We start from the raw sequence: 26,111 nt of genomic DNA on the forward strand, positions 1-26,111 counted from the left end.
TTGGTCACGGCCGCAACGGTTGCCACCCCGACGCCGAGCGCGGCGGCGACCGCGGGGACCACGCTCACCCAAGCACTCGTGGCCGCGGTGGAGGACGACCCCGACTCCCCCGCCATCCTGTCGGACGACGACGAGCTGTCCTACCACGATCTCGAGACCCGCTCCTCGCGGTTGGCGCGGGTGTTGATCGCGCGTGGTTGCGGCCCCGGCGCGGGCGTCGCGGTACGGCTCGATCGCGGTGTCGAGGCGGTCGTCGCCACCTGGGCCGTACTCAAGACCGGCGCCGCCGTCGTCCCCCTCGACATCCACGACGCCGCACTACCCGAGGACCTCGAGATCAAGACCGGGCTCACCCTCGGCGACACCCACACCGGCGCCCTCGACTGGCTCGCGCTCGACGACCCCGACCTGACCGCCGAAATCGCCGCCGAATCACCACGACCGGTCACCTACGCGCACCGCACCCGCGCGCTGCGCGGCAGCGACCCGGCGTTCGCCGGAGAGCAGATCCTCAGCTACGACGACCTCGCCGCGGCCGCCGCACAAGTGCGCGACCGGGACGGACTCACCTACGAATCGGAGATCCCCTACCGCGGCGAAGCCGGATCCTCCGAGGGTGTGATCGAACTGGTCGCCGCCGGGATGGCCGGGGCGGCAGTCGTCCTGGATGCCGAGGGCGAGGTGCTCACCGACGAATGCGTGACCGGTTGATCGGCTGGTCCGCGCTCAGCTGAAGTGCACAACCGAGAGCGTGCCCGCGGCAATACAGTACGTGGCGAACGGCAGTAGGGTCCGGGTCTGGAAGTAGCGCTCCAGAAACCGTACTGCCAGCCACGACGACACCCCGGAGACGATGGCGCCGAACAACACCGGTCCCCGGATGCCTTCGGTCTCCGGGCCGACCAGTTCCGGCAGCTCCAGCACTCCCGCACCGAGAATCGCCGGAGTGGCCAGCAGGAAAGCGAATTTGGCCGCGTGTTCGTGTGCGAGACCGCGCCACAAGCCGCCGACCATGGTCAGGCCCGCGCGGCTGAAACCGGTCAGCAGCGCACCGGCCTGGGCGAAGCCGATGCCGATGGCGTCGGCTGTCCCGAGGGCGGCCAGGGGCCGGTCGGATTGGCGGCGCGTCTCCGCCTCGGCGGTGACGGTGCCTCTGCGGGCTTCCTGTCGAGCGAACCGGCGGCCGTATTCGGCCAGCGACGGCGCGTTGCGCCGGCGCAATCCCTCACCGATGATCAGCACGACGCCGTTGAGCGCGAGGAAGATTCCGGCGTAGAAGGGCGTGCCGAACAACGCGTGCAGCGGATGTTCCAGCAGGAAGCCGAGCACACCGACCGGAATGGTCGCGATCAGGATCAGCCATGCCAGCCGCTGCGGAACGGTGTCGAGTCGCCCGGTGCGCAGCGTGGTGAAGAACCCCGCCACGATGACGCACCAGTCGCGCCAGTAGTAGCCGAGCAGCGCCACCGCCGTCGCCACGTGCAGCGCCACCACGAACGCCAGATACGATGTGCCGGAATCGGTCTCGCCCTGGCCGGTCAGTCTCTCCCAATCGCCTCCGAGCCATGCCGCGACCAGTACGGAGTGCCCAAGGCTGGAAATCGGGAACAGTTCGGTGACACCTTGCACCGCCCCGATCACAGTCGCTTGAAAGTATGTGAGCATCGTTGCGAGTCTCGCACGCGCGCAACGCAACCGTGTGAGGGCCTCTCGCGATTGTCGGCAGCAGCTCTGGGCCTTCTTCGACCGCCACCACGGAATTGGCCACCGACAGCGAGGGATTCAGGGAAGCCCCCGCCCGGCACGGATGCCGCACGGGGCCGGGGGACGCGAACGCTGGGCTCCTCCCCCTTACCTACTTCGCCGGTGCGACCGGCGGCTGATCGACAGCGGCGAAGTACTGGACGGCGGCGCCGAGCGCCACCGGAGCCGTGACCAGGAACTGACCGGCGAGGGTGCCCAGCGCGCCGACGGCGATGACGCCGCCGAGGCAGCCGACGGCCGCGCGGGGATGAACGCGCCGAATAGGCCGACGATCGTGGAGGCCGCGACCGTCGCAACCGCGATGCCACCCAGGCATGCTGAGTACCGATTGCATAGTCGAGCGTCTCCAACAAACCAGGCGATCTACGGGCCGGACCAAAATCTGCAACACCATACCGTTGCGTATTCTTCGCTGAACCGCAGCCCACCACCCGCCGAGTAGGCAGGAAAGCGCACACAGACAGGCAGGAAAGTCGGCAAATTTCAGTTCGCTGCCGGGTTCCCAGCAGGTATATCCATCTGTTACATTACCGATGCGGAGCCTATATAAACACGTGCTGCTCCCCCCGTCCGGACGACAACGCAGTCAACGGACATCCGGCCCGACAACGACGTCGGCAGGCCGACAATGGCGTCGGCCGCAAACGGATCCCACCACCCATAGCGACACGAGCCCGTCCCCCGCGCATCGCTTGCGGCGGCCCGATATATCGGTCGACGTCCGCCCGCCCGGCCGTCCGGTATCCGGCCCGAATCGCGCCGCGCGGAACACTCGTGGCGCCCCGCCCCGATCGGACTTCTGAGCCGGAGGAACCCAAAGACATGCCGATCAACTTCTCGAGCGGGCTCGATCTGATCGCCGCACTCGACGTGCGCAATGTGGAAGCTCATCTCGCCGACGCCGTCGAGTCCTGCACCGCTTGCGCCACCACCGCCAATCCAGGACCCGGCTGCCCCGCCGGCCTCGCCGCGCGGATTCGCGAAGCCGCCGCGGCCACCGGATCGGCTCCGCCGACGGCGATCGAGATCATCGACAAGCTCCTCGCGCTGCGCCGGACGCCACAGCCCGACAGCGCGTAGCGCACGTGCACCCCCGCGGGCGACTTGGTCTGCGCCGGGTGCGCGTCCGACCCGATCCCGGCCCGGTGACGAGCCATCGGCCGACAGCGTCCAGCGATACACCGCGACCACGCCTGGCACGCCGACGAATGCCCGCCGCTACCCGAGCCGGGCTGTGTTCGCGTTCGGTGCGCGATCAAGAGACGGCCGACTCCCTTCTGCGGCGTGAGCGGCGCCTCGGCGCTTCCGGAATGCTCTCGGGCTGACCAGCGCAACTCCCCGATCAACTCGAGGTGGCCTGGGTGCGGGGGAAGCGGTGGCCCATGACATCCGCCCACCATGCGCTCAAACGGGACTCGGGCCAGATGATCCGGTCTCGGTCCTCGTCGTCGATGCTGGGCACGTTCGTGTCCTCGATCACGATACAGTTCCTTTGCGCCGTTCAACCTTGGGATGGGGCCCCCTCCTCGCGCGGCGCAAGCTGTTCATGACGTGTGTCGAACCGGCCGGTGGTCGAGCAGCGGGGATGCCCCGAATCGCGTACCGGCACGACCGCGCTGTCGAGCCGATACGTGCACGGGGTACCACTCGCGGCCATAAACAAACCGTTCTTTCGGTCGCGCTTCGCGAAGCAGGCCGCGTTGTCGGCGCGTGGTCGACTTTTCGGTGCCGACGCGACGCAACGGCCCGGGCGCTGGTTACTCGTTCATCTGGGCGTCGACCGTGGGATGCGCGCCACCGTTGTCGGCCCCCAAGCCCGCGAGCAGGCGCAATCCGTCCTCGGCTGGGCTGCCGGGGGCGGCGGACAGCACCAGCAGCTCCATGCCGGAGCCGTCCGGTAGGGCGAAGTTCTCCTGGTGCAGTTCCAGCAGCCCGACCAGCGGGTGCCGGTAGGCCTTGCGTCCATGGGTGCGGGCGCGCACGTCCGCGCGGGCCCAGAGGCGGCGGAAGCGTTCGCTGCCCATCGCCAGCTCGCCGATGAGCGAGGCCAGCCGGGGATCGTCGGGGTATTTGCCCGCGGCGAGGCGCAGGTGCCCGACCACGTCGAGGGTGCACGTCTCCCAGTCCGCGTAGAGGCCGCGCTCGGCTTCTTCGAGAAAGATGTGCCGGGCGGTGTTCAGGCCCGGCATCGGCCGTCCGTAGAGGAGCCCGGCGAGACGGTTCCCGGCGAGCACGTCCAAACGGTGGTCCATGATCAGCGCGGGCGCGTCGGCGACCAGGTCCAGGACGCGCAGCAACTCCGGCCGGATTCGCCCGCCCGGCGCCTTCGCCCGGCGGCGGCGCTGCCGGGCGAGCCGGTAGAGGTGCTCGCGTTCGGTCTCGTCGAGTCCGAGGACCCGGGCGAGCGCGTCGAGCACCTGCTCGGAGGGCTCGGTCGCGCGGCCCTGCTCCAGGCGTACGTAGTAGTCGACGCTGACGCCGGACAGGTGCGCGACCTCTTCGCGGCGCAGCCCTTCGACCCGGCGGCGCCGGTCGGTGGGGATGCCGACGGTCGCCGGATCGACCCGGGAACGCCGGGTGCGCAAGAAGCCCGCGAGATCGTCCATGGCCCCAGTATGGCCGCGGCGATGCCCGTGAGGGTGGTCCTGCTGTTACCAGGAAGTCCCGTCCGACGGTAGCGGAGCCCCTGAACGCCGAGCGCCGCGCCACCCAGGATCGAAGGCATCCGATCCCGAGGAGTTCTGATGAAGACATTGATCGTCTACGCCCATCCCGAGCCGAAGTCGCTCAACGGTTCGCTGAAAGACCTCGCGGTGTCCACCTTGGAAACCGCGGGACACGAGGTACGGGTGAGCGATCTGTACGCGATGCGGTGGAAGGCGGTCGTCGACGCCACCGACTACGGCCCCGAAGCTTCGAGTCCGCTGAAGGTCGCCCGGGACTCGGGCCGGGCCTTCGACGCGGGAACACTGACCCCGGACGTCCGCGCCGAGCAGGAGAAGCTGCTGTGGGCCGACACGATCATCTTCCAGTTCCCGCTGTGGTGGTACACGATGCCCGCGATCCTCAAAGGCTGGGTGGACCGGGTGTTCACCTACCACTTCGCCTACGGCGTCGGGGAGCACAGCGACACCAGATACGGCGAGCGCTTCGGCGAAGGCACACTGGCGGGCCGGAGGGCGCTGTTGTCGGTGACCGTAGGCGGCCCGGAGTCGCATTACGCCGCTCGCGGAATCAACGGCCCCATCGAGGATCTGCTGTTCCCGATCCACCACGGCATCCTGTTCTACCCCGGCATCGAGGCGCTGCCGCCGTTCGTGCTGTACGGCGCCGACCGGATGACCGGCGAGGACTACGCGGACGCCGCCAAGGCCTGGCAGCAGCGCCTGCTCACCCTGGAGTCGACCGAGCCGATCCCGTTCCGCCGGCAGAACTTCGGTGACTACGAGATCCCCTCGCTGCAACTGAAGGAGGGACTGGAACCCGCGGGCCGCACAGGATTCGGCCTGCACGTGCGTAGCTGACGACAGGCTGGTGCCCTACGCCTTCTCGGGCTGCCGGGCATCCGCGGGCTCGTCGCGGACCCACGCGTCGGTCTGGGTCAGCCAGAACAGGTAGGCCAGAGCAGGCAGCACCGTGACGGCGGCGACGGCGACGACAGCCAGCAGTCCGATCAAAGTCGAGCGTGCCCCCGCGGCGTCGGCGATGAGCGTCTCGTCGACGAGGATCCACGGCGTCTGCGCGACCGCCCATCCGATGACGATCGCGGCGACCGCGACCACCGCGGGGACGCGCGCCGAGGCGAAGCGGCGACGGTACACCAAGATCAAGGTCAGCACGCCCGCGGCGGCCGACAGCGCGATCAGCGGCAGGGCGCGCCCGAGTAGCCCGGCGCCCAGGGTCGGTGCGTCGTGACGGATCGGGGCGATGGCCGCGATCGCCACCGCCCCGGTCACGCCGCCGACGATCAGCGTGCGGAGGCGCAGATACCCGGCCAGCGCGTCGTCGCCCGAACGCGCGGCGTCCGCGGTGAGGAAGACTCCGGCCAGGAAGGCCGAGGTTCCGACGGCCAGCGTGCCGCCGAGGAGCGAGGTCGGATTCAGCCATGACCCCACCCGGTCGCCGTACCCTTCGGCGGGCACTCGCCCGGATGCGATCGCGCCTGCCACGGTGCCGAAGAAGAACGGGGTGATGAGCGACGCGCCTGCGAACAACGCGCCGAACAGGCGTGCCTGGCGCAGGGTCGCGGAGTACTTGCGGAACGCGAAGTTCGCTCCGCGCAGCACGATTCCCAGCAGCGCGAGACTCATCGGGACGAACAAGGTGGTCATCACGGCGGCGAACACCGCGGGGTAGGCGGTCCAGAGGAATACCAGGATGTAGATCAGCCAGACGTGATTGGCTTCCCACACCGGTCCGATGCTGTGATCGATGAGCACGCGCAGCCTGCTGCCGCGCCGCGCTCCGCCCGCGGTCAGGTCCCAGAATCCGGAGCCGAAATCCGCGCCGCCGAACAGCCCGTAGAGCACCACCCCGGTGAACATCGCCGTCGCCACCACGTCCGAGAGATCCATCGGTCACGGCTTTCCGACGCTGCGGGCCCGCTGCGCCTGGTCGACCGGCGACGCTCCCGGTCCATAGGGGGCGGTGATGGTCGCGACGCCGGCGCGCCAGCGGCGAGCCATGGAACGCAAGACGACGATCGCGCCCACCGTCATCCCGACGTACACCAGCACCACGCTGACATAACTCCACCACAGGCCGGTGCTCGTGCTGGCGGCGTCGGTGGTGCGCAGCACCTGCCACACCGTCCACGGCTGACGGCCCACTTCGGTGGCGATCCAGCCGCTTTCCAGCGCGAGGATCGCCAAGGGGCCGGTGACCACCGACGCGCCCAGGAACCAGCGTTCGGTCAGCGGGTCGCGGCCACGCCAGCGCAGCAGCCAGAACACGATCACCAGGAGCGCGAGCAGGGTGCCGATGGCGACCATGCCTTGGAAGGCGAGGTGGGTGACGTTGACCGGCGGCCGGTCCCCGACGGGCACCGAGTCCAGGCCCGGGACGGGGGCGGTCAGGGAATTGCGGGCGATGATCGAACCCAGCCGGGGAATCTCGAGGGCTCCCTTGACTTCGCCGTCGACGAGGACGCCGCCCAGTCGCAGCGGGGCAGGCCCTTCGGTGGTGGCGGCCAGCTCGAACGCCGCCAGCTTGGCCGGCTGCGTGTCGTGCACCCGCATGCCGAGCACATGCCCGATGAGCGGTTGCGCGAGCGCCGCGACGGTGGCGAAGACGAACGGGACCGTGAATCCGAGCCGGTGGTGGGCGTCGCGACGGCCGCGCAGCAGACCGGCCGCGTAGACACCGGACACCAGGAAGCCGACGACCATGAACGCGCCGACCCACATGTGCGCGAACTGCAGGTAGACACCGTCGTTGAACATGGCTCGCCACGGATCGACGTCGGTCACTTCCCCGTCGACGAGGCGGAAGCCGGTCGGGTTGTTCATCCACGCGTTGACGCTGACCACGCAGAAGGTGCCGACCACCCCCGCCACGCCCATCGGGATGAGCATGGCCAGGTGCCTGCGCGGCGCCATGCGACCCCACCCGTAGAGGTAGATGCCGAGGAAGATCGCCTCGATGAAGAACGAGAGCCCTTCGAAGGCGAACGGCAGGCCGAGCACGTCACCGTAGCGGCCCATCAGCCCCGGCCACAGCAGGCCCATCTCGAAGCTGAGCACCGTTCCGGAGACCGCGCCGATGGCGAACAGGATCGCCGATACCGTCGCCCACCGCTTGGCCAGCCCTGCGGCGACCGCGTCGTCGCGGACGATGCCACGGCGATGCACGACGTAGATCATGGCCGGAAACGCCACCCCGAAGCAGGCCAGCACAATGTGCCAGCCCAGCGAGAACGCCATCTGCTGGCGGGCGGGCAGCAGGCCGGGTGGCCCCTGCACCGACGCCTGGGAGAGCGCGGCGAGCGTGCTCGACACCATGCCAGCCCCTTCCTGCGGTCTCGGGAGCCGCATGCCCGCGCCGGGCACCGGCTCTCGAGCGGGATATCCCCTTTACACCGCACCAACCAGCTGAAGCCGCCCGGCGCCTCCCGTCGCAGCGGAGCTGTCGTGTGTCGCGAGCCCGCGGGCGCAGGCGTCTGGAGTTCGGGAGTTCCGGTCACCTCACCAGATGAGCACCGGCTTGACGACCGTGCCTGCCCGCTGCTCCGCGAGCGCGACATTGATCTCGGTGTGCGGATACCTGGTGATGAGGCGGTCGATGGGGAACCGTCCGGCGGCGTGCAGCTCCAGCAGATGCGGGATGAACGTCGCGGGCACCGCGTCGCCTTCGAGGCAGCCGCGGACGACCTTGCCGCCCAGGACGATGTCCCGCAGGTCGATCTCGGGAACCCCGGCGCCCAGACCGACCGCGACCACGGTGCCGCCGATCGCCGCAGCGGCGGCCGCGGTGGCGAGCACCCGCGACGATCCCGTGGTGTCGAGGGCGTGCGTGGCGCCGCCGTCGGTCAGCTTCCGGATCGCGGGCACGATGTCGTCGGCCGCGGGATCGAGGGCCGCGGTGGCACCCAGTTCCAGCGCCAGCGCCCGCCGCGCCGGTGACGGTTCCACCACGACCAGTTCGGCGACCTCGGCCGCCACCGCCGCCAGCACGCCCGCCATACCGACCGCGCCCGCGCCGTAGACCGCGACGCGGGCGTCCCGGTCCGGCCGCAGCACATTGAGCACCGCTCCGGCTCCGGTGAGGAAACCACAGCCCAGCGGGGCGAGGACGGCCGGTTCGACCTCGGTGTCGACGACCACCGTGTTGTCGGCGGCGGTCAAGGCGTACGCGGCGAAGCTGGACTGGCCGAAGAACCCGTCCCGCACCGGAGCGCCTGCGACGGTGACGCGCGCCGATCCGTCGGCCCTGGCGCCGAACTGATTGAGTTTCGCCGCTCGCAGGCAATACGCAGGCCGTTCCGCCCGGCAGTTGCGGCAGCTTCCGCAGTGCCGGAAGGTCAACACCACCCGATCGCCGGGCCGCACACCGGTCACCGCCGCGCCCACGGCCTCCACCACGCCGGCGCCTTCGTGTCCGAGCAGGACCGGATGGTCGGCCGCGCCGGCCGCCCGGGTGACCAGATCGGTGTGGCAGATGCCGGTGGCCTGGACCCGGACCAGGATCTCGTCCGCACGGGGGCCGTCGATCTCGACGGCTTCGACGGTGAACGGGGCGGCCGGGTCGCGCGACAGCACCGCGGTGGTGGTCACCATCGCTCAGCTCCGCTCGAGCAGGAAGTAGAAGTACTCGCCCTCGGCCAGCACCAGTTCCGGCCTGCCGTTCATGATGCCCATCAGCGTGTTCTCGTCCAGCCATTTGAAGTGGTCGAAGACCGGGCGCTTGTCGTAGACCATGGTGGCGGTCACCTCGCCGCGGAACTCGATGTTCCACAGCGTCGCTTCCCCGCCGCCGCCGAGTTCGACGTTGGAGAACAGTGATCCGTCCTCGGCGCGGCAGATCAACGGCTTCGCGTCCAGCACGCTGTGGAACGTCTTGCCGTGCCAGCGACTCGCCGACAGCGCTTTGCGCAGCGGGTGCCGGGTGGGGAACGCCGCGCCCTTCCACTCGCCCAGGATGTCCTCGGCGCGCGCGACGGGCAGACCGGCCCACAGCGCATCCAGCTCCGCCGCCGTCACCCCGTCTTCCCGCGCGAGGAGTTCTCGCCAGCCGGTGTCCACAGCGCCCATGGCCATCCTCGTTTCCGATGCGGTTTCCAGAACCTTTTGGTTCGGCAACTGTATATCCGAACCAAAAGGTTCGGCAAGATAGGATGCGGCCATGCGCGCAGCAGGTCAGGCCACCCGCGAACGAATCCTCGTCGCGGCCAAAGCGGAGTTCGCCACGTACGGCATCGCGGGAGCGCGCATCAATCGCATCGCCGACGCGGCCAAGGCCAGCAAAGACCGGCTGTACGCGTACTTCGCGGGCAAGGACGAGTTGTATGCCGCGGTCACCGAGGAGTGGGTCGCCCAGACCACCGACGAGACCGCCTTGGACGCCGGGGATCTGCCCGGTTACGTGGGCCGGCTGTTCGACCACTACATCGCGCACCCCGACAACGCTCGGTTGCAGGCGTGGGCAGAGATCGAGCAGACCCACATCGCCGCTGCCGAGGACGCCATCCGCAGGATCATCGCGGGAAAGCTCGCCGAGATCCGCCGCGGCCAGGAGCAGGGCTTGATCACCGACGCGTTCGCGCCGATCACCCTGATCGTCATGCTGACCGACCTCGCCCGCACCGCGGCCATGCACGCCACCCGCGCCACCCGGCACAACATCACCGAACGTCGCGCCGCGACCGTCCTGGCCGCCCGCAGGCTGGTCAGCCCGGAGGCGCCCGCGGCCGCGGAGCGTCGTTAGCTCGCAGGGCTTGCCGAGCCTGCCCACCAGGTGGTGGGCTGGTGGAAGCGTTGCATCACTCACGCCTCGATACCGCGTGTACGGCCACCGGACGGTAAGCCCCGAGACGACGACGGAGAATCGCATGGACGAGATCGAATGCACGCCGCGGCTCACGGCGTTCCCGCGCATCGACGATTACGGGTTCATCTCCGATTGTGAAGTCACCGCTCTGATCGCCCCGAGCGGAGCCATCGAGTGGATGTGCCTGCCGCGCATGGACTCCGCCAGCGTCTTCGCCGCGATACTCGATCGCTCCGCCGGTTCGTTCCGGTTCGCTCCCGCCGACTTCGTGGTGCCCACCGATCGCCGCTACATCCCCGGCACGATGGTCATGGAGACGAGCTGGCGCAGCGGCGAAGGGTGGGCGACGGTCCGCGACGTGCTGCTGGTCGGGCCGTGGCGGCACCAGAAACCCGGCCGCAGCGCTCACCGGCGGACGCCGACGGACTACGACGCAGAGCACATCCTGCTGCGCACCGTGCACTGCGAGACCGGCCAGATCCAGTTCGGGCTCGATTGCCAACCGGCCTTCGACTACGGCAGGCATCGCGCGCGGTGGGAGTACCTCGGCAGTTATCACCTCGCGCAAGCGAGCGCCGACGGGATCGATCTGCAACTGACGTTGAGCACGGACATGCGCTTGGGGTTGGAGGGCACGCACGCGGTCGCCCGGACCCTGCTGAAGAAGGGCGACACCCGGTTCTGCGCGCTCGCCTGGGGCAGCCGGGACGCGCCCCGCGACGTCGCGGAGGCCGAGGAGCGGCTGCTGCGCACGATCCACCACTGGCGGCACTGGCTGGCAGGCGGACGCTTCCCGGACCATCCGTGGACCGCGGAACTCACCCGCAGCGCGCTCACCCTCAAGGGACTGACCTTCGCCCCCACTGGCGCCGTCGCCGCCGCTGCCACCACGTCCCTGCCCGAAACACCTGGCGGAGAGCGCAATTGGGACTATCGCTATTCGTGGATCCGCGACTCCGCCTTCGCCCTGTGGGGCCTGTACACGCTGGGATTCACCTGGGAGGCGAACGACTTCTTCTCCTACATCCTCGACCTGACCGAGGAAGCCAGGGACATGCAGATCGTCTACGGCATCGGCGGCGAGACCGATCTCACCGAACAGACCCTTCCCCACCTGCGCGGCTACGACAACGCGGGCCCGGTGCGCATCGGCAACGAGGCGTACCGGCAGCGACAGCACGATGTGTGGGGCGCGGCGCTGGACGCGGTCTATCTCTACGGCCGTCATCAAGATCAGATCGATGCGCGAGCCTGGCCGCTGCTGGGCCGTGCGGTCAAAAGCGCACTGACCTATTGGCGCGAGCCCGACCACGGCATCTGGGAAGTGCGCGGGCAGCCCCGGCATTTCACCTCGAGCAAGGTCATGTGCTGGGTCGCCGCCGACCGCGGCGCCCGGCTGGCCCGCATCCACCAGGACTTCGCCCGCGCCCATCGGTGGCAACAGGCCGCCGACGAGATCCACGCCGACATCTGCGCACACGCGGTCGATTCCCGGCGGGTGTTCACCCAGTACTACGGCAGCACGGCGCTGGACGCTTCGACCCTGCTCATCCCGCTCGTTCGCTTCCTGCCACCCGACGACGACCGGGTACGCAACACCGTGCTGGCGATCGCGGAGGAACTGACCGAGGACGGCCTCGTCCTGCGGTACCGCGTCGCGGAGACCGACGACGGATGCGCCGGTGAGGAAGGCGCTTTCACGATCTGCTCGTTCTGGCTGGTGTCGGCGCTGTCGGAGATCGGCGAGAAGAAGAAGGCCAAGCAGTTGTGCGAGAAACTCCTCGGCTACGCCAGCCCGCTCGGCCTCTACGCCGAGGAGATCGATCCCCGCACCGGCAGGCACTGGGGCAACTATCCGCAGGCGTTCACCCACCTGGCCCTGATCAACGCCGTCATGCACGTCGTCCAGGACGAGCAAGCGCTCCTGCGACAGGCGCTCGGCGGTGAATCGATCGCACCGCGGCTGGATGACGCACCCCTCACCCGCGGGTATATCCACCGCTGACCCGGCCCGGCGAAATCCACTGCGCTCCACCGGTGCCGGGGCCTTTCGCGCCGCCGCGGAGGCGAACTCAGTACTATCGCCTTCGACTGTTAACAGGACTAAGGATTTCATTGAAGGGCTCGACGATGGCGATGCTCGGCATCGCCGCGACCGCGGCATTCGGCCTGACGGCCGCCCCCGCGACCGCTGATCCGGTGGCAGACAAGTCTCGCGTGGTCGACACCGAGGACGGCTGGGAGTTGCGGATCAGCAAAACCGCCGAAGACGTGCAACGCGTGCCCAATCTGGCCGCCACGCCGTTCACCAGGGAAGGGTTCGTCACCCTGTCGGCGGCGGCCGACATCGGTGGCGAGGGCCGAGAGGCGGTGAACTCGGGGACACTGCAGCTGGGTTACCAGATCGGTTGCCAGGTGGACGTTTCCAACGGCCTGACCATGGGCCTGTCCGCGGCTATCGGCCCGAACGCCATGGTGACCGTCGCCCCGTCGCCCGGCCTCGCGGTCGGCGGCAGCGCGCTGGCCCTGCCGAGCATGTCGACCACCATCAAGCCGGGCACCATCAACAGCATCACGCTGGGGACCAAACCGCTTGCCGGGCCGCACGGCTCGATCTCCGTCGATCAGATCCAGATCAAGATCGACGCGTGTGCGGGCGCGGTGAGCCTGCGCTCGTTCGCGATCGTGTCGATATCCACCGCGACGGCCGACAATTCGGTCGCGGTCTACGGTGACCCGATATGGCTGTGATCCCAGCGCCCGCGCTGCGGCGCTGGCTGGCGCCGATCGGGGTGGCGGCCGCACTGATCATCGCCGCCCCCACCGCCTCCGCTGAGCCGATCGTGCCGGTCGGGCCGAGCTGCGGTGAGACCCCCTCCCCCGCAACCGCTTGCGGAGACGACAAGCCCGCGACACGCGGCGCGCCCGCCGCGCCGCCCGCACTGCCGCTGCAAGTGCTGGCGCCCCCGCCTGGGAAGTCGGCTCCCAATACCAACACACCCGCCGGTGCACTGGTTCCGCCCGCGCCGGGGCCGGGCTCCGGCAAGCCGATCGTGCCGACCCGATAACGATCAGTCGTGGGCCGCTCGCCCCGCGAGCGGCCCATCGATTCCAGCGCGAGCAGTGATCCGCGCATCGGTATCGCGACAGGCGCATCGGGCGCCGCTGGAATCTGGATGAATTTATGTCTCATCACAGCGAATCACCGCAGGTCAGAATCGGTCTCGCAGCCTGAACAGCGCGGGCTGTGAACGACTTACGGCACCGGGCGAGGTCGATAATTCCGGTGTCCGAAGGCTGGTCGACCCGCCAGTCGGGTGATTCGCCCGTTGATCACGCCCACCGAACAGGAATCAGCGCCGATGAGTTCCGAATTCCTCTGGTACATCCCGAATCAAGTCACGCCGGGACACCGCGGCGACACCATCGTGGCCGACCACAACAGCCTGGACACCCTGACCGCTCAGGCGAAGGCACTCGAGGAACACGGCTGGCAGGGCGCTTTGATCGGCACCGGGTGGGGTCGCCCGGACACCATCACCGTCGCCACCGCTCTCGCCGCGAGGACCACGACGTTCGAGCCGCTCATCGCGATCAGGCCGGGCTACTGGCGTCCGGCGAACTTCGCGTCGGCGGCGGCGACCCTCGACCATCTCTCCGGCGGCCGGGTGCGGGTGAACATCGTGTCCGGCAAGGACGATCTCGCGGCCTACGGCGAAACCGAGAGCGATCAGGCCGAGCGTTACGCCCGCACCGAAGAGTTCCTGCGACTCGTCCGTCGGCTGTGGACGGAGGAGAACGTCACCTACCGGGGCGACTACTACCAGGTCACCGATTCCACCGCGCTGCCGAGGATCGTCGCGCGCGGCGAGCGCCGCCACCCGAAGCTCTACTTCGGCGGTGCGTCGGAGGCCGCGGAGCGGGTGGCGGCGGCCGAGGCCGACGTCCAGCTCTTCTGGGGCGAGCCGCTGTCGGGTGTCCGGGAACGGATCGAGCGCCTGCGGGCCCTGAGCGAGGAACTCGGCCGTGAACACGCGCCACTGGAGTTCGGCCTGCGGGTCACCACCTTCGTCCGTGACACCACCGAGCAGGCGTGGGCGGAGGCGGAGGCGAAGGTCGCGGCGATGGCCGACGACCACCACGCGCCCGTGCCCAACCCGCATCGCCGAACGGCGGTGGGTCAGCAGCGATTGCTGGATCTGGCCGCGCAGGGCGAGGTGCTCGACGACAACCTGTACACGACCCCCGGGAAGTACGGCGCCGGTGGCGCCGGGACGACCTGGCTGGTCGGCTCCCCCGACGACGTCGCCAAATCGCTGCGCAAGTATCAGGACCTGGGCATCACGCATTTCGTCCTGTCCGACACCCCGTATCTGACCGAGATCGAGCGTCAAGGCAACCAGCTGCTGCCGTTGCTGCGGGATTGAGACGGGCAGCGCGTGCGCTGACCCTCCCGATCCGCGTGGCGCGGGCTCAGAGTTTCAGGCCGGTCCCGTGCACGCCGTGCTCGTCGATGAGGGCGAGTTCGTCGTCGGTGAGGGCGGGGAAGCTCAGCGCCGCGATGTTGTGCTCGAGTTGCGCGGTGGAACTCGCGCCGATCAGCGCCGAGGTGACCTCCGGGCGCCGCAGCACCCATTGCAGCGCCAACTGCGCGAGCGACTGGCCGCGCGCCTCGGCGATCTTGTTCAGCGCGGCGGTGCGCTGCCGGTAGGTCTCGTCGATGACATCCGGCGACAGGAAGCTGCTGTTCTGCGCCCGCGCCCCGTCGGGAATCGTCTCCAGGTACTTGTCGGTCAGCAGGCCCTGCGCCAGCGGCGAGTAGACGATCACGCCGAAGCCGTCCTCGCGGGCGGTCTCCAGCAGGCCGCCGCGCTCGGGGCTGCGGTCGTAGATCGAGTAACGGGCCTGGTGGATCAACAGCGGAACGCCCGCCTGCCGGAGCAGCTCGGCGGCCTCGTGGGTGCGGTCGGGCGCGTAGTTGGACAGGCCGATGTAGAGCGCCTTGCCCTGTTGCACGGCGCTGACCAGCGCGCCGACCGACTCCTCCAACGGCGTGCTCGGATCCGGGCTGTGATGGTAGAAGATGTCGACGTAGTCGGTGCCCAGGTCGCGCAGGCTGTGCTCGAGCGAGGTGAGGATCGACTTGCGCGAACCGCCCCGGAGATAGGGGCTCGGCCCGATGGGGTTGCCCGCCTTGGTCGAGAGGATGAGTTCGTCACGGTAGGGAGCGAGGTCCTTGCCGAGCACCGCGCCGAAGTTCTTCTGGGCGGCGCGATGCGGCGGCCCGTAGCGGTCGGCGTTGTCGAAATGCGTGATGCCGAGATCGAAAGCGCGCAGAATGATCTCGCGTTGCGTCGCGAACGGGTGATCGGTGCCGAACTTCTGCCACAAGCCGAACGAGAAGGCAGGAAGGTCGAGGCCGGAGTTGCCGGTGCGGCGGTACGGGATGTTGTCGTACCGGTCCGGCGCGGCGGCGTAGGTCAGATCGAAGGGGCCATAGCTCATCGGGAGAGTGGACCACTTCCGTCCTTCCGGTGCGACCGGTCGGCTCACGCTGATCGAAACCCGTGGTCGGTGTGCCGAGTCCAGTACGTACGGCCGCCAAGGGTATTTCCCCTCGATCGAGCTGATCCGAATCGTTGACACCCTGGGCGCGACGACCGTCGTGTCCGTGCCCGCACCGCTGTAGCCACGCGGTTCCCGATCCGACCGCGGCGGCGTCGCCGATTCGGCCGAGGCCGGCGCTTCCCGCCGCGGCCGTGCTCGACCGGGCGCGTGCCGGTTCGCGCGTTGCACCCCACGACATTCGCGCATGAAGAGAAACGGGAGACGATGGCACCGAACCCACTGCACCTCGGCGTCGCGCTCGACGGGGCCGGCTGGCATCCGGCCGCATGGCGGGAGCCGAACTCCCGGCCCGCCGAACTGTTCGACCCCGGCTACTGGACCGATCTGGTCGCGATCGCGGAGCGGGCGCTGCTCGATTTCGTGAGCATCGAGGACAGCCTGCGCGTCCCCGGTGGTCGGCACGTGCCGTCCGGCGACGCCGTCGATCAGGTGCGGGCGAGGATCGACGCGCATCTGATCGCCGCCCGTCTCGCACCGGTCACCCGTCACATCGGTCTCATCCCGACCGTGACGACCACCCATACCGAACCGTTCCACGTCTCCAAGTCGATCGCCACGCTCGATTACACGTCGCGCGGCCGGGCGGGCTGGCAGGCGCGTGTGTCGGCGACGGCCGAGGAGGCGGGCCATTTCGGACGACGCGCGGTGCGCGACCTCACCGCCACCGAGATCGCCGAAGCGATCGCGTCCGGCGTCTATCCCGGCCACGTCCACGATCTGTTCGAGGAAGCCGCCGACGCCGTCGAAGTGGTGCGGCGGTTGTGGGACAGCTGGGAAGACGACGCGGAGATCCGTGATGTGGCCACCCGCCGGTTCATCGACCGCGACAAATTGCACTACATCGATTTCGAGGGCCGGTTCTTCAGCGTCCGAGGGCCATCGATCACACCGCGTCCGCCGCAAGGGCAGCCGGTGGTCGCGGCTCTGGCGCACAGCCCGCTGATCTATGAATTCGCCGCCCGCGGCGCTGATCTGGTTTTCGTCACGCCGAGCCGGACCGAAGGACCCGGCCAGATCCTGGAGCAAGTCGCGGCGGCCGCGGAACGAGTGGGACGCGCCGGTGAGCCGCTGCGGGTCTATGCCGACCTCACCGTTTTCCTCGACACCGACGAGGAGCAGGGGGCGCAGCGGCTGTCCCGGCTGAACGCACTCGCGGGCGCCGAATTCGATTCCGACGCCGCCTTTTTCACCGGCAGCGCCGACGAGCTCGCCGATCTGCTCACCGACTGGGGCGAGCGTGGGGTCGACGGGTTCCGATTGCGGCCCGGCGTCGCGGTCGACGACTTGGCGGCAGTGGCCGACCGGCTCGTCCCCGCGCTGCAACGCCGCGGTGTGTTCCGCACCGGCTACCCGGACGGCTCGCTGCGCGCGCTGCTCGGCCTGCCCACCGACGTCCCCAACCGCTACGCGACTGCCTGAGCGAGGTCACCATGAGCACCCCCCGTAAGCAGGTCATCCTGGGCGCCTACCTCGGCGGCGTCAACCATCACACCGCCTGGTGGCATCCCGAGGCGGGCAGCCAGATCGATTTCAGTAGTTTCGAGCACACCGCCCGCACCGCCGAACGCGGCAAGTTCGACTTCTTCTTCCTCGCCGAAGGGCTCATCCTGCGCGAACGCGCGGGCCAGATCTTCGATCAGGACATCATCGGCCGCCCCGACACCTTCGCCATGCTGGCCTCGATCGCCGCGGTCACCGAGCATCTCGGGCTCGCGGGCACCATCAACGCCACCTTCAACGAGCCCTACGAACTGGCCAGGCAGTTCGCCAGCCTGGACCATCTCTCCGGCGGCCGCGCCGCGTGGAACGTCGTGACCTCGTTCGACGCCTTCACCGGCCAGAACTTCCGGCGCGGCGGATTCATCGATCCCGCCGACCGCTATGCGCGCGCCGAGGAGACGCTGAACGCCGTTCGCGCCCTGTGGGATTCCTGGGACGCGGCCGACATCGTCGCCGACAAGGACTCCGGGCGGTTTCTGGCCAGGCCGGACGCCGGCGCCTTCGCCTTCCGCGGCAGCCAGTTCGACATCTCCGGTCGCTTCACCGTGCCGCGCAGCCCACAGGGCAGGCCGGTGATCCTCCAGGCCGGCGTGTCACCACAGGGACGCGCCTTCGCCGCGGCGAACGCCGATGCCATCTTCTCCCCGTACGGCAAATTGCCGGAGGCCGCGGACTTCTACCGCGACATCAAGTCGCGCGCCGTGGCGGCGGGGCGGGCCGCCGAGGACATCAAGATCCTGCCGTCGGCCAGTTTCGTGCTCGGCGACACCGAGGCCGAGGCGATCGAGAAGTACCACGCCATCCGCGACGAGCAGGTCACCGGGCAGACCGCGCTGATTCTGCTGGAACAGATCTGGAACCGCGACCTGTCCGGCTACGACCCGGAAGGGCCGGTCCCCGACATCGATCCCGACCCCGACGCGCCGCCGATCATCCAGGGTCGCGCCTTCGTCCACCAGGACCGCTTCGCCACCGCCGAACGGCTGCGCCAGGTCGCGGAGACGAAGAAGCTCTCGCTGCGCGAGGTGGTGATCGACCAGTTCGAACGCGGCCCCCTGGTCGGAACCCCTGCGCAGGTCGCGGAGCAGATCGACGCTTTCGTGCAGAACGACGGCTCCGACGGTTTCATCCTCGGTTCCCACCTGGTGCCGTGGGGCCTGGACGAATTCGTCGACAAGGTGGTGCCGCTGTTACAGGATCGCGGTGCGCTGCGCACCGAGTACGCGGGGACCACCCTGCGCGACAATCTCGGCCTGCCGGATGTGCGCTCGGCGAAGACGGTGCCGGCCGACGCCTGAGTTCGGCCGCGCCCGTCCTATCGACCGGCGTCCGCTGCCGGGCCCACTGGGCCGCCCGGCAGCGGACGCCGGTCCATGTCTGTGTGGCGGGCGGCCGGAGGGGGTTTGTCGTCGCGACGAGTCCGACCTCGGAGCCGGGATCAGACCGCGCCGGAGGTGAGTTCGAGCAGGGCCGCGAGAGCGTCCTCGAGGGTGGTGACGTAGGGAACCCCGGGCGGCAGCGGCACCGCGGACCAGCCCGGCCCGGCCACCAGCACCCGCACCATCGGCTGCCCCACGGCCCGAAGGGTTTCCGGCGTGGCGCTCGGCGGCAACTGCGACCAGAGCACGAGCGAGCAATGCTCGTCGTAATGCGCCAAGGCGTCGCTCAGCGCCGAGTCGGGCACCGCCGCACCCAGCAGCACGGCGACGACGCCCTGCTCGGCCAGCGCGGCCCGCAACACCTCCAGGGGAAGCACATGGTTCTCCCCCGCCGTGCACGCCAGGAGAACCGGCGGCTGGCCGCGCGGCCGCCGGACCGGCGGGAACATCCGGTGCAACCCCGCGATCACCGCCCAGGACAGTAGGTGTTCCACTTCGACCAGGCCGCCGCCATCGGCCTGCTCCGCGACGACGGTCGCGAAGGCCGGTCGGCACAAACCGTTCCACGTCGCCACCACACCGTCGCGCGCGAGCCGCGCCATGATCAGCGTGAGCGCGACATCGGGTTCGAGCCGGTCGGCGGCGACCAACAGCGCGCTGCGGCCTTCTGACGCGCGCGCAGCCTGGGCGAGCGCCTGGCGCGCGGCTCCGGCCGGCGCCGCGCCCGCCGCGATGAAGCCGATCATGCGCCGCAGAGTCGCGATGTCGGTTTCGCTGTAGCGGCGGTGCGCACCCCGCTGCCGGCGCGGCGGGCCGATCCCGTAGCGCTGGTTCCAGCTGCGCAGCGTGGCGACCGGAATGCCGAGCCGCCTCGCCACCGCGCCCACCGGGTATCGGCCGGACTCCTCGTCAACCATCGTCGGACCGCATCCGGCACATGAGTTCCACTCCTTCGAAAAAGTTCGAGCGATGCATCGATTTTGCATCACTACTGGCGTAGCGTGAAGCCTGACAAGCCGAACTTCTCGAGGAGGACGCGCCATGGACCGACGCACTTTCACCCGATCACTCGGGCTGACGACCACCGCCGGCGCGGCATGGCTGGGCATGTGGTTCACCGCACCCACCGCCACCGCCGCTCCGGCGGCGTGCCCCGCACCCGGCCCCGCCGCCACCCAGAGCACCGACGGCACGGCATCGTGCTCGGCGCGCAGCGACACGGGAGGCGCGGCGGCCGCCTACGGCATCGACGCGACAGCCAGCGCAGACGCAGATCCGAGCAGCCTTTCCCTTGCGATCGCGCAGGGCGGCGGCGTCGCCACCTCGAACTCGACGTTCCTGTCCGGTCCGGCCGCGATAGCCGTCGGACCCGACGCGAGAGTCACGACCAGCGGCGTGCGCCCGGGACTGTCGATCGGCATCGCCGGTCCTGGCGCGACGGTCGCGGTCACCGGCGTCACCGCGCCGACCTGCGGCGGCGGATTCGGCTTCGCGGGCGACTTCCAGACAGGCCAGGCCTGCTTCTCGCCTCGATAATGCATCGTTATGTGCGGTATGTCAGACGTGCGGGTGGTTGCCCGAGGCGTGGAAGGAAAGCGCGGATGAACATCGTGTGGTCGGAATCGATAGTGCGCGAACCGGCCGGCGACCTGCCGTCCCTCGCGACCACCCCCATCTCGCTGTGGCGGGAGACGGTGCGGAAGGCGGTGCTCGCCGAGTTGGGCGATTTCGTCCCGCGGGCCTGCCCCGCGCCGCTTCGCCGCCTGGGCGCGGAGGACATTCTGCGGCAATACGCCATGGGCGGGAAGTGCCTGCGATCGACGTTCATGTACCTGGGCTGGCGGTGCGGCGCGCCGGACGATCCTGCGGCGCTGCGCGCGGCCGCAGGCCTGGAACTGCTGCACGCGTTCGCGCTGCTCCAAGACGACGTCATGGACCGGTCGGCGACGCGCCGGGGCGCACCGGCGGCGCATGTCCGGTTCGCCAGGGCCCACCGCGACATCGGGGCGCCCGGCTCCGCCGCCAGGTACGGCGAGTCCGCCGCGATCCTGCTCGGGGACATGTGCCTGGTGTGGGCCGAGCAGATGCTCCGGGAGAGCGGGCTCGCCGAATCCGCGCTCGCGCGGGCGTGGCCGCGCTACGACACCATGCGGGTGGAACTGGCGACCGGTCAGTTCGCGGATCTGCTCAACGACGCGCGCAGCGAGCCCGCGCTGGCCTCGGTGCTGGCGATCGCGCGGATCAAGTCCGGCAACTACACGGTGCGATGCCCCTTGGAGATGGGGGCCGCGATGGCGGGCTGTCCCGCGACCGTCCTGGACGCGCTGGGCCGGTACGGCGCCGCGGTGGGCGAGGCCTTCCAGTTGCGGGACGACATACTCGGCATCTTCGGGTCGCAGGCCGTGACCGGCAAACCCGCCGACGGCGACCTGGCGGAACGCACGGCGACCAGCGTGGTGGTCCTCGCGCGGGAGATGGCGACCCCCTCGGCGCGGGCCGAATTGTCCTTCCTGCTGCATCGCCCCCGGCTGCGCCCCGTGGAGATCGACCGCGCCAGAACCCTGATCATCGAGTCCGGGGCGCCCGAGCGGATCGAGACGATGATCGCCGACTTGGTCGCCCGCGCGGTGGACGCCCTGAGCACCGCCGATCTCACCGCACCGATGCGCGCCGCCTTGGCGCACATGGCCTTCGCCTGCACCGGACGCGTCGCCTGACCAGGAGGTCGCACATGCGCATCGTCGAAGGAGCCACCGACCGGGTGGTGGTGGTCGGCGCCGGACTCGCGGGATTGTCCGCGGCCGCGCATCTGGCGGGCCGCTCCCGCGAAGTGATCGTCGTGGAACGCGAAGCGGTACCGGGCGGCCGAGCCGGGTACGCCGATCCGGCGGGCTATCGCCTCGACACCGGCCCGACGGTTCTGACCATGCCCGACATCGTCGACAGTGTCTTCGCGGCCGTGGGCGCCCACACGGCCGACCACTTGCGGCTCGAGCCGGTGGAACCGGCGTATCGGGCGCATTTCGCCGGCGGCCGAACGCTCGAGGTGCACGCGGACGCGGAACGAATGGAAGAAGAGATCCACCGGTTCGCCGGGCCGGGTCAGGCGGATGGCTATCGCCGCCTGCGGCATTGGCTGACGCGCTTGTACCGAGTGGAGATGGACCGGTTCATCGCCGCGAATTTCGACTCACCGCTGTCCATGGTGACACCCGCGCTCGCCCGGCTGATCGCCCTCGGTGGTTTCGGGCGATGGGATCGCGCCGTCGCGCGCTACATTCGCGACCCCGAACTGCGGCGGGTCTTCACGTTCCAATCGCTGTACGCGGGTGTGGCGCCCAGCCGGGCGCTCGCCGCCTATGCGGTCATCGCCTACATGGACACCATCGGCGGTGTGTTCTTCCCGCGCGGTGGGATGCGCGCGCTCCCGGCAGCGCTGGCCGACGCGGCGACCGAGGCCGGTGTCCGATTCCGCTACGGCGCCGCCGTGACCGCGCTGGAGCGCGCCGGTTCGCGGATCACCGCGGTGCACACCGCGGACGGCGATCGCATCCCCTGCGACACGGTGGTGCTGACGACGGAGCTGCACGAGACCTATCGCCTGATCACGCGCACACCACGGCGTCCGGCGCCGCTGACCGCCGCGCCGTCGGCGGTGATCGCCCATCTCGGCTGCGCGCCGACGGCCGAGATGGCGCATCACAGCCTGCTGTTCGGCGACGCGTGGGAGGAGTCGTTCCGCGACATCATCGTCCGCGGCCAGGTGATGCGCGATCCCTCGCTGCTGGTCACCCGGCCCACGTCTACCGACCCGTCGCTGGCTCCGGCGGGACGGGACCTGCTGTCGGTGCTCGCGCCGGTGCCGAACCTGGAGCGCGGCCGCATCGATTGGGATCGGTCGGGAACCGGCTATGCCGAGCGGATGCTCGAGGTCGCTCAGGATCGTCTGGGCGCACGATTCGGCGAAGTCGAGATCCTGCGCGTGGACACACCCGCCGACTGGGCGCGCCGCGGCATGCTCGCCGGAAGCCCGTTCGCGCTGGCGCACACGTTCTCCCAAACCGGTCCGTTCCGGCCGGCCAACATGATTCGCGGCATCGACAATGCGGTCTTGGCCGGTGGCTCGACCGTACCTGGGGTGGGAATCCCGCCGGTGCTGATCTCCGGACGATTGGCCGCGGATCGCGTCACCGGCCCCAGCCCCGCCCGCCCGCGCCGCACCGTCTCCGCGCTCGCCACCAGCCGCATCGATGAACGACTGTGATGGGAATCGAAATGACCCGCACCGACCTCGACACCACCCCGCCCGCCGACGAGCGATTGCACCGGTCCTACCGGTACTGCCGCCGGCTCAACGCCCGCCACGGGAAGACCTTCTTCCTGGCGACCCGCCTGCTCGCGCCGGATCAGCGCCCCGCGGTACACGCCCTGTACGGCTTCGCCCGCCGCGCCGACGACATCCTCGACGAGTTCGACCCGAGTCGCGATGTCGCCGAACGATCCCTGCGACTGGAGGCGCTCGCCGGGCATTTCCGCGACCGCGCCGCCGACGCCGACGCCGTTCTCCCCGCGGTGCTGGACACCGCCGATCGCTATCGCATACCCGCGGGGCTGTTCGACGCGTTCCTCGCATCGATGCGAATGGACCTGACCGTGACCGACTATCCCGATCGCGCCGCGCTCGACGTGTACGTCTACGGGTCGGCCGAAGTGATCGGACTGCAATTGCTGCCGATCCTGGGCGCCGCTCGCGCCGAGGAGGCCGCGCCGTACGCTGCCGCGCTCGGCAAAGCGTTCCAACTGACCAACTTCCTACGGGACATCGGCGAAGACCTGTTGCGTGACCGGGTGTATCTGCCCGCCGACGAGCTCGCCGCCTTCGACGTCGACCGCGATCTCCTGCGCTGGTGCGCGGCCCGACAGCGCACCGAGCCCAGGGTACGCAGGGCCCTGGCGGCGCAAATCGCCCGCACCCGCGACATCTACCGCTTCGCGGACGCGGGAATCGCGCTGCTGCACCGCCGTTCGCGACCGTGCGTCACGACGGCGACGACACTGTACTCGGAGATCCTCGACCGCATCGAGGCCAGTGACTACGCCGTCTTCGATCACCGCGCGACCGTGCCGAACCGGCGGCGAGCGCGGGTCGGCGCGGCCGGACTGGTCGAGGCGTGGCGGGCGCGCCGACCGGATCGGTGATCGTGCCGCATCCCGCGCCGGACGTCCGGTGCCCAGCGCACCGCCCCTGCCTCGCAGGCGATTCGTCATCCCGGGCGTCGCGGCTCGTCGTCAGTATCCTGATGTCGTGATTACGCTCAGAAAAGAAGACGGTGCCGCGGACCTCGCGGGTATCACGAAATTGAGTGTCGGAGTGAGCTGGGATCCGTCGTCGGGAACGAGCGGCGGCGCGCTCGGCTGGGCCCGCCGCAAACGCGGTGTCGACCTCGATCTGATCGCCGTCCTCATGCAGGGCAACGATCCCGTGCGCTTCGCGGGACTCGATTCCCTCGACCCGTTGGGCAACGGCGCGGTCGCGCACACCGGCGACGAGCAGACCGGCGCCGCCTCCGGTGACGACGAGACCATCCACGTCACCTTCGCCGACGTCCCCACCGCGATCGACGCCATCATCTTCGTCGCGGCCGCGTTCAAGAAGGGCTCATCCTTCGACAAGGCGAACAACATCTCCTTCAAGATCTACGACGCCACCGGCGGCAACAGCCAGCAAGTCGCCGACATCTGGCCATCGCTGCTCGGCACCGACAACGCCAACGCGGTCGCTCGCGCTTTCCGCAACGGCGCGCAGTGGCAATTGGAAGTGCTCAATCGCCAAGGCAAGATCAAGCAGGGCGACATGCAAGCGCTGCTGCGCTTCGCCATGCAGTAGCGCCCGCGATCCCACGCGACGCGGCCTGCGTCGGCTACCCGCACGCGCTCGTCTTCGACTCGCGGCGATACGCCGATTCCGGCAATCGGCGGACAGCCCCCGGTTACTCTGGGCCGATGCGATCTCGGTTCCGTCGGTCCGTCCTGGCCGCGCTCGCCGCCGCGGCATCCACGCTGTTGCTCGCCGCGCACTCCGCGGCCGCCCCACCGATACAGCCGGTCGCCGGCCTACCGGCGCTGGGCGGGGACTTCCTGTGGGGCGTATCGACTTCCGGCTTCCAGTCCGAAGGCCATGCGCCCGACAGCAATTGGACGCGCTACGTCGGTTCCACCCCCGGTTACGACGGCCTCGGCGATTCCGTCGACTTCTACGACCGCTATGCCTCCGACATCCAGCTCGCGGCGGACCTCGGCGTCCGCGTGTTCCGGATCGGGATCGAATGGGCGCGAGTGCAACCCGCGCCGGGAGTGTGGGACGAGGGCGCGTTCCGTTTCTACGACGCGGTCGTCTCCAGCGTCGAGCGGGCCGGCATGCGACCGATGATCACGCTCGACCACTGGGTGTACCCCGGCTGGGCCGCCGACCGCGGGGGCTGGCGCAATCCGCGCATGGTCGACGATTGGCTGACCAACATGCGCGCCGTCGTCGACCGCTACGCGGCGCGCGACCCGTTGTGGGTCACCGTGAACGAGCCCGTCGCCTACATCATGCACGAGGTCCGCCGGGGCGCCGCGGACGCGGGCGAGATGCTCGACCGGGTCGCGCAGGCGCACAACGCCGTCTACGACTACATCCACCAGAAGCAGCCGGGCGCGCAGGTGACCAGCAACATGGGGTACGTCGCCGGTTCGGAGGCACAGGTCAACGGCCCGCTGATGGACCGCATCGCCGATCGGCTCGACTACGTCGGCGTCGACTACTACTTCGCCTTCGACCCGGCGCAATCGCTGGTCGAGTCGATCGTGCGGGCCAGCGGTTCGGCGATGCCGACGCTGCCCGGACCGCACATCTGGGAGCTGCCGTTGCGCACCGAGGGCATCTACTATGCGCTGCAATACTATTCGCGCCGGTTGCCCGGCAAGCCGCTCTACGTCGTCGAGAACGGGATGCCGACCGAAGACGGGCGTCCGCGCGCCGACGGCTATCTGCGCGGCGATCACCTGCGCGACACCGTCTATTGGATCCAGCGCGCCAAGGCCGACGGCATGAACGTCATGGGCTACAACTACTGGAGTCTCACCGACAACTACGAATGGGGAAGCTACACGCCCCGATTCGGCCTCTACACCGTGGACGTGCGCACCGACCCCTCGCTCACCCGCCGCCCCACCGACGCCGTCGGCGCCTACACGCAGATCATCGCCGCGGGCGGAGCGCCCGACGGTTACCGTCCCACCCGCGGCCCGGCCCTGTGCGTGTTCGTCGATCCACCGGCCAGCTGCCTGACTCCGGTGTCGGAACGGTAGGCG

At 69.6% G+C, this 26,111-nt stretch carries 25 protein-coding genes and 1 pseudogene; 16 read left to right on the forward strand and 10 right to left on the reverse strand.

All coding sequences use genetic code 11. The features are described 5' to 3' along the window. Positions 1-711: AMP-binding protein (locus tag NB3_RS07450; RefSeq protein ID WP_157111611.1), on the forward strand; the 711-nt coding region annotated here is incomplete at its 5' end. 15 nt (positions 712-726) lie between these two features. Here NB3_RS07450 and NB3_RS07455 read toward each other — a convergent pair. Together NB3_RS07455 and NB3_RS07460 are read right to left on the reverse strand one after the other, a co-directional pair. Further along, positions 727-1,665 (reverse strand): undecaprenyl-diphosphate phosphatase, encoded by a 939-nt coding sequence (locus NB3_RS07455; RefSeq protein WP_067798566.1) that lies wholly within the window; start codon positions 1,663-1,665, stop codon positions 727-729. A gap of 190 nt (positions 1,666-1,855) precedes the next feature. Further along, positions 1,856-2,076: pseudogene (locus NB3_RS07460) on the reverse strand (hypothetical protein); the annotation flags it as partial. Between the two features lie 510 nt (positions 2,077-2,586). Here NB3_RS07460 and NB3_RS07465 point away from each other — a divergent pair. Next, on the forward strand, positions 2,587-2,844 hold the full coding sequence (locus tag NB3_RS07465; RefSeq protein ID WP_067798571.1) for a hypothetical protein: 258 nt from the start codon (positions 2,587-2,589) through the stop codon (positions 2,842-2,844). 262 nt (positions 2,845-3,106) lie between these two features. Here the strand turns inward: NB3_RS07465 and NB3_RS34855 are convergent, their stop codons facing one another. Next, the gene (locus NB3_RS34855; RefSeq protein WP_157111613.1) at positions 3,107-3,244 is read right to left on the reverse strand and encodes a hypothetical protein; all 138 of its coding nucleotides are present in this window, start codon (positions 3,242-3,244) and stop codon (positions 3,107-3,109) included. Positions 3,245-3,521: 277 nt separating this feature from the next. Further along, the gene (locus NB3_RS07470; RefSeq protein WP_067798574.1) at positions 3,522-4,370 is read right to left on the reverse strand and encodes a helix-turn-helix transcriptional regulator; all 849 of its coding nucleotides are present in this window, start codon (positions 4,368-4,370) and stop codon (positions 3,522-3,524) included. Between the two features lie 138 nt (positions 4,371-4,508). Here NB3_RS07470 and NB3_RS07475 point away from each other — a divergent pair, with 138 nt between their 5' ends. Then, positions 4,509-5,288 (forward strand): NAD(P)H-dependent oxidoreductase, encoded by a 780-nt coding sequence (locus NB3_RS07475; RefSeq protein ID WP_067798577.1) that lies wholly within the window; start codon positions 4,509-4,511, stop codon positions 5,286-5,288. Between the two features lie 15 nt (positions 5,289-5,303). On the opposite strand, the gene NB3_RS07480 is transcribed toward NB3_RS07475, so the two are convergent. The 4 genes from NB3_RS07480 to NB3_RS07495 all read right to left on the reverse strand — a co-directional run bounded on the left by NB3_RS07480 (position 5,304) and on the right by NB3_RS07495 (position 9,518). Further along, positions 5,304-6,338 carry a cytochrome d ubiquinol oxidase subunit II gene (locus tag NB3_RS07480; protein ID WP_067798581.1) on the reverse strand — a complete coding sequence of 345 codons (1,035 nt, stop codon included), beginning with the start codon at positions 6,336-6,338 and terminating at the stop codon, positions 5,304-5,306. 3 nt (positions 6,339-6,341) lie between these two features. After that, the gene (locus NB3_RS07485; protein ID WP_067798584.1) at positions 6,342-7,763 is read right to left on the reverse strand and encodes a cytochrome ubiquinol oxidase subunit I; all 1,422 of its coding nucleotides are present in this window, start codon (positions 7,761-7,763) and stop codon (positions 6,342-6,344) included. Between the two features lie 183 nt (positions 7,764-7,946). Continuing rightward, a complete protein-coding gene (locus NB3_RS07490) occupies positions 7,947-9,035 on the reverse strand; it encodes an NAD(P)-dependent alcohol dehydrogenase (protein WP_174553176.1) in 1,089 nt (362 codons plus the stop codon). Between the two features lie 6 nt (positions 9,036-9,041). After that, entirely contained in the window at positions 9,042-9,518 is a 477-nt protein-coding gene (locus tag NB3_RS07495) for a DUF4334 domain-containing protein (protein WP_067798590.1), read from the reverse strand. An 85-nt stretch (positions 9,519-9,603) separates the two neighbouring features. Between NB3_RS07495 and NB3_RS07500 the strand changes: the two genes are divergently transcribed. The 5 genes from NB3_RS07500 (at position 9,604) to NB3_RS07520 (ending at position 14,675) form a co-directional block, all read left to right on the forward strand. Continuing rightward, positions 9,604-10,185: a TetR family transcriptional regulator gene (locus NB3_RS07500; RefSeq protein WP_067798593.1), complete on the forward strand. Its 582-nt coding sequence runs from the start codon at positions 9,604-9,606 to the stop codon at positions 10,183-10,185. Between the two features lie 124 nt (positions 10,186-10,309). Then, positions 10,310-12,253, forward strand: a complete 1,944-nt coding sequence (locus NB3_RS07505; RefSeq protein ID WP_067798596.1) for a glycoside hydrolase family 15 protein — start codon at positions 10,310-10,312, stop codon at positions 12,251-12,253. Positions 12,254-12,363: 110 nt separating this feature from the next. Further along, entirely contained in the window at positions 12,364-12,999 is a 636-nt protein-coding gene (locus tag NB3_RS07510; RefSeq protein ID WP_228828055.1) for an MspA family porin, read from the forward strand. Further along, positions 12,990-13,316 carry a hypothetical protein gene (locus NB3_RS07515; RefSeq protein ID WP_067798599.1) on the forward strand — a complete coding sequence of 109 codons (327 nt, stop codon included), beginning with the start codon at positions 12,990-12,992 and terminating at the stop codon, positions 13,314-13,316. Before NB3_RS07510 ends, NB3_RS07515 begins: the two co-directional genes overlap by 10 nt. A 294-nt stretch (positions 13,317-13,610) precedes the next feature. After that, positions 13,611-14,675: an LLM class flavin-dependent oxidoreductase gene (locus NB3_RS07520; RefSeq protein WP_067798794.1), complete on the forward strand. Its 1,065-nt coding sequence runs from the start codon at positions 13,611-13,613 to the stop codon at positions 14,673-14,675. Between the two features lie 46 nt (positions 14,676-14,721). Here NB3_RS07520 and NB3_RS07525 read toward each other — a convergent pair whose 3' ends face one another. Further along, complete coding sequence (locus NB3_RS07525) at positions 14,722-15,753, reverse strand: aldo/keto reductase (protein ID WP_067798602.1); 1,032 nt, start codon at positions 15,751-15,753, stop codon at positions 14,722-14,724. 327 nt (positions 15,754-16,080) lie between these two features. Here NB3_RS07525 and NB3_RS07530 point away from each other — a divergent pair, with 327 nt between their 5' ends. Both NB3_RS07530 and NB3_RS07535 read left to right on the forward strand, forming a co-directional pair. Further along, positions 16,081-17,295 (forward strand): LLM class flavin-dependent oxidoreductase, encoded by a 1,215-nt coding sequence (locus NB3_RS07530; protein ID WP_067798798.1) that lies wholly within the window; start codon positions 16,081-16,083, stop codon positions 17,293-17,295. An 11-nt stretch (positions 17,296-17,306) separates the two neighbouring features. Continuing rightward, on the forward strand, positions 17,307-18,674 hold the full coding sequence (locus NB3_RS07535) for an NtaA/DmoA family FMN-dependent monooxygenase (RefSeq protein WP_067798605.1): 1,368 nt from the start codon (positions 17,307-17,309) through the stop codon (positions 18,672-18,674). 140 nt (positions 18,675-18,814) lie between these two features. Here NB3_RS07535 and NB3_RS07540 read toward each other — a convergent pair whose 3' ends face one another. Then, positions 18,815-19,672, reverse strand: coding sequence for a MerR family transcriptional regulator (locus NB3_RS07540; RefSeq protein ID WP_067798608.1), 858 nt, complete (start codon positions 19,670-19,672; stop codon positions 18,815-18,817). 124 nt (positions 19,673-19,796) lie between these two features. On the opposite strand from NB3_RS07540, the gene NB3_RS07545 reads away from it, so the two are divergent. The 6 genes from NB3_RS07545 (at position 19,797) to NB3_RS07570 (ending at position 26,108) form a co-directional block, all read left to right on the forward strand. Beyond that, positions 19,797-20,291, forward strand: a complete 495-nt coding sequence (locus NB3_RS07545; RefSeq protein WP_067798611.1) for a DUF6764 family protein — start codon at positions 19,797-19,799, stop codon at positions 20,289-20,291. A gap of 65 nt (positions 20,292-20,356) precedes the next feature. Beyond that, the gene (locus NB3_RS07550) at positions 20,357-21,472 is read left to right on the forward strand and encodes a polyprenyl synthetase family protein (protein WP_084485942.1); all 1,116 of its coding nucleotides are present in this window, start codon (positions 20,357-20,359) and stop codon (positions 21,470-21,472) included. A gap of 14 nt (positions 21,473-21,486) precedes the next feature. Next, positions 21,487-23,019 carry a phytoene desaturase family protein gene (gene crtI / locus NB3_RS07555; protein ID WP_067798614.1) on the forward strand — a complete coding sequence of 511 codons (1,533 nt, stop codon included), beginning with the start codon at positions 21,487-21,489 and terminating at the stop codon, positions 23,017-23,019. A gap of 11 nt (positions 23,020-23,030) precedes the next feature. After that, the gene (locus NB3_RS07560; RefSeq protein ID WP_067798804.1) at positions 23,031-23,954 is read left to right on the forward strand and encodes a phytoene/squalene synthase family protein; all 924 of its coding nucleotides are present in this window, start codon (positions 23,031-23,033) and stop codon (positions 23,952-23,954) included. Positions 23,955-24,060: 106 nt separating this feature from the next. Next, the gene (locus NB3_RS07565; RefSeq protein WP_067798617.1) at positions 24,061-24,642 is read left to right on the forward strand and encodes a TerD family protein; all 582 of its coding nucleotides are present in this window, start codon (positions 24,061-24,063) and stop codon (positions 24,640-24,642) included. Positions 24,643-24,758: 116 nt separating this feature from the next. Further along, a complete protein-coding gene (locus NB3_RS07570) occupies positions 24,759-26,108 on the forward strand; it encodes a family 1 glycosylhydrolase (protein WP_067798620.1) in 1,350 nt (449 codons plus the stop codon). Positions 26,109-26,111 lie beyond the last annotated feature (3 nt).

Origin of the sequence: Nocardia beijingensis NBRC 16342, assembly GCF_001612785.1 — a bacterium.
GTDB classification, from domain to species: domain Bacteria; phylum Actinomycetota; class Actinomycetes; order Mycobacteriales; family Mycobacteriaceae; genus Nocardia; species Nocardia beijingensis.

What these genes read in the sequence shown, in the direction of transcription:
- NB3_RS07455 (WP_067798566.1), bottom strand. Translation starts at nt 1,665, where the DNA reads ATGCTCACATACTTTCAAGCGACTGTGATCGGGGCGGTGCAAGGTGTC.
- NB3_RS07465 (WP_067798571.1), top strand. Translation starts at nt 2,587, where the DNA reads ATGCCGATCAACTTCTCGAGCGGGCTCGATCTGATCGCCGCACTCGAC.
- NB3_RS07470 (WP_067798574.1), bottom strand. Translation starts at nt 4,370, where the DNA reads ATGGACGATCTCGCGGGCTTCTTGCGCACCCGGCGTTCCCGGGTCGAT.
- NB3_RS07475 (WP_067798577.1), top strand. Translation starts at nt 4,509, where the DNA reads ATGAAGACATTGATCGTCTACGCCCATCCCGAGCCGAAGTCGCTCAAC.
- NB3_RS07480 (WP_067798581.1), bottom strand. Translation starts at nt 6,338, where the DNA reads ATGGATCTCTCGGACGTGGTGGCGACGGCGATGTTCACCGGGGTGGTG.
- NB3_RS07485 (WP_067798584.1), bottom strand. Translation starts at nt 7,763, where the DNA reads ATGGTGTCGAGCACGCTCGCCGCGCTCTCCCAGGCGTCGGTGCAGGGG.
- NB3_RS07495 (WP_067798590.1), bottom strand. Translation starts at nt 9,518, where the DNA reads ATGGCCATGGGCGCTGTGGACACCGGCTGGCGAGAACTCCTCGCGCGG.
- NB3_RS07500 (WP_067798593.1), top strand. Translation starts at nt 9,604, where the DNA reads ATGCGCGCAGCAGGTCAGGCCACCCGCGAACGAATCCTCGTCGCGGCC.
- NB3_RS07505 (WP_067798596.1), top strand. Translation starts at nt 10,310, where the DNA reads ATGGACGAGATCGAATGCACGCCGCGGCTCACGGCGTTCCCGCGCATC.
- NB3_RS07515 (WP_067798599.1), top strand. Translation starts at nt 12,990, where the DNA reads ATGGCTGTGATCCCAGCGCCCGCGCTGCGGCGCTGGCTGGCGCCGATC.
- NB3_RS07520 (WP_067798794.1), top strand. Translation starts at nt 13,611, where the DNA reads ATGAGTTCCGAATTCCTCTGGTACATCCCGAATCAAGTCACGCCGGGA.
- NB3_RS07525 (WP_067798602.1), bottom strand. Translation starts at nt 15,753, where the DNA reads ATGAGCTATGGCCCCTTCGATCTGACCTACGCCGCCGCGCCGGACCGG.
- NB3_RS07530 (WP_067798798.1), top strand. Translation starts at nt 16,081, where the DNA reads ATGGCACCGAACCCACTGCACCTCGGCGTCGCGCTCGACGGGGCCGGC.
- NB3_RS07535 (WP_067798605.1), top strand. Translation starts at nt 17,307, where the DNA reads ATGAGCACCCCCCGTAAGCAGGTCATCCTGGGCGCCTACCTCGGCGGC.
- NB3_RS07540 (WP_067798608.1), bottom strand. Translation starts at nt 19,672, where the DNA reads ATGGTTGACGAGGAGTCCGGCCGATACCCGGTGGGCGCGGTGGCGAGG.
- NB3_RS07545 (WP_067798611.1), top strand. Translation starts at nt 19,797, where the DNA reads ATGGACCGACGCACTTTCACCCGATCACTCGGGCTGACGACCACCGCC.
- NB3_RS07550 (WP_084485942.1), top strand. Translation starts at nt 20,357, where the DNA reads ATGAACATCGTGTGGTCGGAATCGATAGTGCGCGAACCGGCCGGCGAC.
- crtI (WP_067798614.1), top strand. Translation starts at nt 21,487, where the DNA reads ATGCGCATCGTCGAAGGAGCCACCGACCGGGTGGTGGTGGTCGGCGCC.
- NB3_RS07560 (WP_067798804.1), top strand. Translation starts at nt 23,031, where the DNA reads ATGACCCGCACCGACCTCGACACCACCCCGCCCGCCGACGAGCGATTG.
- NB3_RS07570 (WP_067798620.1), top strand. Translation starts at nt 24,759, where the DNA reads ATGCGATCTCGGTTCCGTCGGTCCGTCCTGGCCGCGCTCGCCGCCGCG.